The following is a 6,251-nucleotide window of genomic DNA, read 5'->3' on the forward strand; positions in this document are numbered from 1 at the left end:
GTGCTGCGGTCGAAGGGAACAGGAATGCGGTTGTACATGGCCAAGCCCCCGGCAGGGCCAGAGGGTGTTCGGTGCGAGTTTCAGGGCACGGATGCCCATCGGTCTTGATGCGCGTCAACACACGGGCGCCCGGTCGAAGCGTCCACACCGCGCTTGACGCAGCGCAAGTTCTGGCCGGACCTGCGGAAGTACAACAAAGTTCATCTCGCCAGCAACGGAGCTCCCGATGAGTGAAGCAGAAGACGTCGCACTTCTCAACGCCGTACCCACCGGAACGGAAGTTCAGCCTGGGCGTGCTCCAGTCAGGACGGCAGCGCCCTCGGCACCTGGCAAGCGCAAGCACGCGCAGGTGCTGGACGCAATCTATCATGCCGCGATCGGGGAGTTCGCAAGCGAAGGCCCGGCCCGCGCTTCAGCCCAGGCAATCGCCGACAAGGCGGGGCTATCGAAGGCGCAGCTGTACTACTACATCGAGAGCAAGGAAGGCCTCTACCGGCAAGTCCTGAAGGATATCGTCGATGATCTGATCGGTGGCTGCGACTTCAGCCGCGGCGCCTGCGAGCCGCGCAGGGTGCTGGTGGAGCTGATCCACCGCAAGATGGTGTTCTCTTTCGAGCATCCGCTGCGCGCGCGCATCCTGGCCGCCGAGGTGTTGCGCGGTGCGCCGGTGCTCAGGACGATGACGGACACGAGCAGGCAGCGCACTCACCAGGTCGCAATGATGATCCAGGACTGGATCAACAACGACCTCATGGCGCCAGCCGACCCGATGGTGTTCCTGCTCCATCTCTGCGCCGTGACCCAGTTCTACGCCGACCATGCGGCGCAAGCGACGTTCAAGGGCAGCGTGCCGCAGAGCGATGACCTGCGCCAGCTGATCGCACAAGTCACGGAACTGGTGCTGAAGTTCGCCGGCGTCCGCTAGCCGGGCTGCCGCAGTCGCGGCGATCGACGTTGCGACACCTTGACATCGATCAAACGCCCGGCTCGCCCGAGCGCCCAGACTTCGACGCCATTGGCAATCAAATCGAGGATCTGGATGGACGACAGAGTCGAAGCACTGGACCGGACGCTGCACGCCGGACTGGCCCAACTGACGAGAGGGCTTTCACCCGCAGCGCTGTTGCTGGCCTGGTCGGACTGGGCCATCCACCTGGCGGCGCAGCCGGCACGCAGTGCACAAGTGCTCCTGGGCGCTCCGCTGGCGCGGGGGCTCGAGGCCACCGACCAGGCTTTCCAGGCATTGCCCTCCCATGGGCCGCCTGCGCCGGACTCGCACGAAGACGACCGCCGCCTTGCAGACCCTTCGTGGGATGCGTGGCCCTTCAACCTGTATCGGCAGGCGTTCCGGGCAAGCGGCCAGTGGCTGCGACAGCTGACCGAAGGCGTGCCCGGCGTCGAGCGCCACCACGAACAGGTCGTCGCCTTTGCGGCAAGGCAGTTGCACGAGATCTGCTCGCCGGCGAACTGGCCCGCCACCCACCCGCTGGTGCTGCAAAGAACCGCTGCGACAGGCGGACTGAATCTGCTGCAGGGCGCCCGCAACTTTGCAGAAGATCTGCAGCGCAGCCTCCAGCGCCTGCCGCCAAAGGGCGCCGAGAACTTCCTCCCTGGGCGCGACGTGGCGATCACCCCTGGCAAGGTCGTCTTGCGCAACCACTTGATGGAGCTCATCCAGTACGCGCCCACGACGGCCACGGTCCATCCGGAGCCGGTGCTGATCATGAGCGCCTGGATCATGAAGTACTACATCCTCGATCTCTCCCCGCACAACTCCCTGATCCGCTATCTGGTCGACAACGGCCATACCGTGTTCGCGATCTCGTGGAGAAACCCCGATGCGAAGGATCGGGACCTCGGCATCGGCGACTACCTGGCGCAGGGGCTCATGGCCAGCCTCGATGCGGTCAACGCCATCGTGCCCCGGCAGCGCGTGCATGCGGTGGGCTACTGCCTGGGAGGCACGCTGCTGGCCATCGGCGCCGCAGCCATGGCGCGCGACCGCGACGACCGGCTCGCGACGGTGACGCTGCTGGCCGCGCAGACTGATTTCACGGAGCCGGGGGAACTCGGCCTCTTCATCGACGAGAGCCAGCTCAGCTTCATGGAAGACCTGATGGCGCGCCAGGGCTATCTGGATTCGAGCCAGATGGCCGGCGCATTCCACCTGTTGCGCGCCATCGACCTCATCTGGTCACCCATGGTGCAGAACTACCTCCTCGGCGAACGCACGCCGATGACCGACCTCATGGCCTGGAACGCAGACGGCACGCGCATGCCCTACCGGATGCACGCCGACTACCTGCGCAGCCTGTTCCTCGACAACGCGCTTGCGCGCGGCCAATACCGGGTGAACGGAAGCCCGGTCTCGCTCGGCGACATCGAAGTACCGATCTTCGCCGTGGGCACACGAACCGACCATGTCGCCCCCTGGCGCTCCGTCTACAAGCTGAACCTGCTGTGCGATACCGAGATCAGCTTCGTCCTCACCGACGGCGGCCACAACGCAGGCATCCTGAGCGAACCCGGCCATGCGCACCGCCACTATCGGGTCCTTCACCGCGCCAGGAATGCGCCCTACGTATCGCCGGATGAGTACACCACCCGCGCCGAGCAGGTCGAAGGCTCCTGGTGGCCTGCGCTGCAAGCATGGCTCGCGGCTCGCTCGGGGCCGCGGCGCAAGCCACCGCGCATGGGCCACGCACAGCTCGGCTACGCCCCCGTCTGCGATGCACCGGGCACCTATGTCATGGGGCGGTGACCGCGCCATGCCGATCCCTTGATCCAGCGCAACGCCCGACCGCCATGGGCTTCCTAAAGTGAGGTCACAGGCATCGCAAGCCCGAAACCAGGGGCGCCATGACTGGCCACCATCCACCACCGAAAGGGAAATCCCATGAGATCCGATGCACAACTCAGAAGCGACATCGTCGCCGAACTGAACTGGGACCCGGCGATCACCGCGACCGACGTCGGCGTGATCGTCAAGGATGGCGTGGTCACCTTGACCGGCCATCCCTCCAGCCATGCCGAGAAATATGCCATCGAGCGCGCTGCGCAGCGCGTCAAGGGCGTGAAGGCGCTGGCGATCGAGATGCCTGTCAAGCTCAGTTCCGACTACACGCGAACCGACGCCGACATCGCGATGGCGGTGGAACGCGCCATCGAGTGGAACGTGCTCGTGCCCGACGACAAGATCCATCCGATGGTGGAAGGCGGCTGGGTCACGCTCAATGGAGAAGTCGAGTGGGATTACCAGCGCAGGGCGGCTGAAAGTGCCGTGCGCGACCTGCTCGGCGTCACCGGCGTCACGAACCGGGTCGTCGTCAAACCGAAGTTCACGGCGGCCGACATCGAAAATAAGATCCAGGAAGCCCTGGAGCGGCAGGCCGATCGCGAGGCCCGGCACATCAAGATCGAGGTGAACGGTGCCCATGTCACGCTCAGCGGCAAGGTCCACTCCTGGGCCGAACGCAAGGCCGCCCAGGGCGCCGCATGGTCGGCGCCGGGCGTCGCCAACGTGATCAACAACCTGCTCGTCGAAGCCTGACGATGCGCGTCGCACTGGTCACCGGCGCAACGGCCGGCATCGGAGCTGCCGTGGCCGAAGCCCTTTCGGCCGCCGGCTACCGCGTCGCCGCCAACTACGGCTCGAACACCGGGGCGGCGGAGGCGTTCACCGCACGAACCGGCATACCCGCATTCGCGTGGAACGTGGCCGATCCGGCGGCATGCAAGGCGGGCGTGGCACGCGTGGAGGCCGAACTGGGACCGATCGAGGTGCTGATCAACAATGCCGGCATCACGCGCGACGCGATGCTGCACAAGATGACGCTCGAGCAGTGGCGTGAGGTGCTGGACGTCAACCTGGGCGGTTGCTTCAACATGTGCCGAGCCGTGATCGAGGGCATGCGGGAGCGCCGCTTCGGCCGCATCGTCAACATGAGCTCGGTCAACGGACTGTCGGGCCAGGCGGGGCAGACCAACTACGCAGCAACCAAGGCGGGCCTGGTCGGCTTCACGAAGTCCCTTGCCCTGGAAGGCGCGTCCCGCAACATCACGGCCAACGTCGTCGCGCCGGGCTACACCGACACTGCCATGGTCGGCGCGGTGCCGCCTGACGCGCTGGCGCAGATCCTGAAGACCGTCCCGATGGGACGGCTGGCGACACCGGCGGAGATCGCGCGCGGCGTCGTCTTTCTCGCCGCCGACGAGGCCGGCTTCATCACTGGCATCACGCTGTCCATCAACGGCGGCAAGTACATGCCCTGAGTGGCCGCACTCTCCATCGATGACGAGAAGTTGCAACTTGCATGCGCTTGACGGACGAGGCGTAGCTGTAATGCAGGCGATGGTGCTCCACGCCGCGGGCCAGGCGCTGCAGATGGAGCAGCGCCCGCTGCCGGAGCCGGCCGCCGGCGAGTTGCGCCTGCGCGTGCTGGCCTGCGCGGTCTGCCGCACCGACCTGCACGTGGTCGATGGTGACTTGCCGCTGCCCGTGATTCCGATCGTGCCGGGGCACGAAATCGTCGGCGAGGTCGAAGCCCTTGGTGCGGGCGTCGTCACGCACCGCATCGGCGACCGCGTCGGGGTGCCCTGGCTGGGCCACAGCTGCGGCCACTGCACCTTCTGCGCGACCGGCCATGAGAACCTGTGCGATGCGCCGCGCTTCACCGGCTACCACCGCGACGGCGGCTTTGCGAGCCATGTCATCGCCGAGGCCGATTTCTGCCTGCCGCTTGACATGTTGACGCAGGAGCCGGCGCGGATCGCACCTCTCATGTGCGCCGGCTTGATCGGCTGGCGCAGCCTGAAGGCGGCCGGTGAAGGCGCACGGCGCCTGGGCCTGTATGGGTTCGGCGCGGCCGCCCACCTGATCACCCAGGTCGCCGTCGGCCAGGGCCGGCAGGTCCATGCCTTCACCCGGCCGGGCGATGCCGCGGGCCAGGCCTTTGCGCGATCGCTGGGAGCCACCTGGGCCGGGGGCTCGGACGAGATGCCCGCCGTCCCGCTGGATGCGGCGATCATCTTCGCGCCGGCGGGCGAACTCGTCCCGATCGCGCTGAGCGCGGTACGCAAGGGCGGCCGGGTCGTCTGCGGTGGCATCCACATGAGCGACATTCCCTCCTTTGCCTACCGACTGCTCTGGGAAGAACGGCAGTTGGTCTCCGTGGCCAATCTCACGCGCCTTGACGCCCGCGAGTTCCTGGACCAGGTGCAAGCGCACCCGCCGCAGATCCACATCACCACCTATGGCCTGGCACAGGCCAACGAAGCGCTCGCCGACCTTCGCGCCGGCCGTCTTCAGGGTGCCGCGGTGCTGCTCCCCTAGCACACACAGTGCAAGCTGAGCTCGGACGGATCTCCGGCGCCTGGTCTCACGACGCTGCCTGCACCGGCACATGCCGCGCCTTCGCCCGAGCGCCATCGCGCAGCGCCGCTGCAGGGTAGACGACCACCGTTGCGCCTTCTGCGATGCCGCTGCGTATCCACGCCTGGCTGCCGTTGCGCCCGCCCAGCTCCACCGGGGTCAACCGTGCACGCCCGCCTTCGAGCACGAACACCGCCATGCCGCCGTCGGCATGCGGAAATACCGCGCTCACCGGCACGCGCAGCACCGAAGCCTGGGCTTGCGTGACGATGCGCACACCGACGCGGTAGCCGTCACCCAGCGCTTGCCAGGAAGCAGGCGGGCTCGTGAGTTCGATCAGGACGTTGACCCGCTGCTCCTCGACACCGAGCGCAGACACCTTGGTGAAGGCAGCAGGCTCGACCAGCCGCACGCGACCCTCCAAGGTATCGAGGCCACCCCAGCGCTCGATGCGCACCAGCGAGCCCGGCAGCGCCTGCAGCGCGTCCGTCGTCAGCAGCTCGGCCACGATCTCGAGTTGCGCGGTGTCGCCGATCTCCAGCAACGGCGCGCCCAGTGCCACCGTGGCTTCGCTGCCTTGCGTCACGCGCAGCACGCGCCCGGCCACCGGCGCGCGCACAGCAAAGGCATTCGCCGCGCCCGCCGGTGCGCGCACCGCCAGCAAGGCTGCGCGGGCGACCTCCGCCTCGTGCTCGGCGACGTGGCGAGACTCCAAGGCAGCCTCGACATCCTTTTGCGCAGCCTGCAGGGCCAGCCTGTCGGCGTCGAGCTTGGCGGGCGATATGAAGTTCTGCCGGGCCAGCTGTTCGTTGCGCCGAAGATCGACACGCGCCTGCTCAAGCGCTACCCGGGCCCGCTCCAGCGCGGCTGCGGCCCCCCC

At 67.3% G+C, this 6,251-nt stretch carries 6 protein-coding genes; 5 read left to right on the forward strand and 1 reads right to left on the reverse strand.

Features of this window, described 5'->3' with window-relative positions; translation table 11 throughout:
- Nucleotides 1-226 precede the first annotated feature (226 nt).
- The 5 genes from APY03_RS13805 to APY03_RS13825 all read left to right on the forward strand — a co-directional run bounded on the left by APY03_RS13805 (nt 227) and on the right by APY03_RS13825 (nt 5,332).
- Nucleotides 227-925: a TetR family transcriptional regulator C-terminal domain-containing protein gene (locus APY03_RS13805; RefSeq protein ID WP_083944340.1), complete on the forward strand. Its 699-nt coding sequence runs from the start codon at nt 227-229 to the stop codon at nt 923-925.
- Nucleotides 926-1,039: 114 nt separating this feature from the next.
- The gene (locus tag APY03_RS13810) at nt 1,040-2,761 is read left to right on the forward strand and encodes a PHA/PHB synthase family protein (RefSeq protein WP_068677730.1); all 1,722 of its coding nucleotides are present in this window, start codon (nt 1,040-1,042) and stop codon (nt 2,759-2,761) included.
- Between the two features lie 135 nt (nt 2,762-2,896).
- Nucleotides 2,897-3,550, forward strand: coding sequence for a BON domain-containing protein (locus APY03_RS13815; RefSeq protein WP_068677732.1), 654 nt, complete (start codon nt 2,897-2,899; stop codon nt 3,548-3,550).
- A 2-nt stretch (nt 3,551-3,552) separates the two neighbouring features.
- Complete coding sequence (gene phbB / locus APY03_RS13820) at nt 3,553-4,272, forward strand: acetoacetyl-CoA reductase (protein ID WP_068677734.1); 720 nt, start codon at nt 3,553-3,555, stop codon at nt 4,270-4,272.
- Between the two features lie 70 nt (nt 4,273-4,342).
- Nucleotides 4,343-5,332 carry a zinc-dependent alcohol dehydrogenase family protein gene (locus APY03_RS13825; protein WP_068677736.1) on the forward strand — a complete coding sequence of 330 codons (990 nt, stop codon included), beginning with the start codon at nt 4,343-4,345 and terminating at the stop codon, nt 5,330-5,332.
- A gap of 46 nt (nt 5,333-5,378) precedes the next feature.
- On the opposite strand, the gene APY03_RS13830 is transcribed toward APY03_RS13825, so the two are convergent.
- Nucleotides 5,379-6,251, reverse strand: an 873-nt coding sequence (locus APY03_RS13830) for an efflux RND transporter periplasmic adaptor subunit (RefSeq protein WP_232324255.1), incomplete at its 5' end; no start/stop codon positions are given.

Source organism: Variovorax sp. WDL1 (genome assembly GCF_001541225.1).
Taxonomy (GTDB): Bacteria; Pseudomonadota; Gammaproteobacteria; order Burkholderiales; family Burkholderiaceae_C; genus Variovorax.

Excerpts from the sequence above, each read along its gene's own strand:
- phbB (WP_068677734.1), top strand. The coding sequence starts at position 3,553 with ATGCGCGTCGCACTGGTCACCGGCGCAACGGCCGGCATCGGAGCTGCC.
- APY03_RS13815 (WP_068677732.1), top strand. The coding sequence starts at position 2,897 with ATGAGATCCGATGCACAACTCAGAAGCGACATCGTCGCCGAACTGAAC.
- APY03_RS13805 (WP_083944340.1), top strand. The coding sequence starts at position 227 with ATGAGTGAAGCAGAAGACGTCGCACTTCTCAACGCCGTACCCACCGGA.
- APY03_RS13810 (WP_068677730.1), top strand. The coding sequence starts at position 1,040 with ATGGACGACAGAGTCGAAGCACTGGACCGGACGCTGCACGCCGGACTG.
- APY03_RS13825 (WP_068677736.1), top strand. The coding sequence starts at position 4,343 with ATGCAGGCGATGGTGCTCCACGCCGCGGGCCAGGCGCTGCAGATGGAG.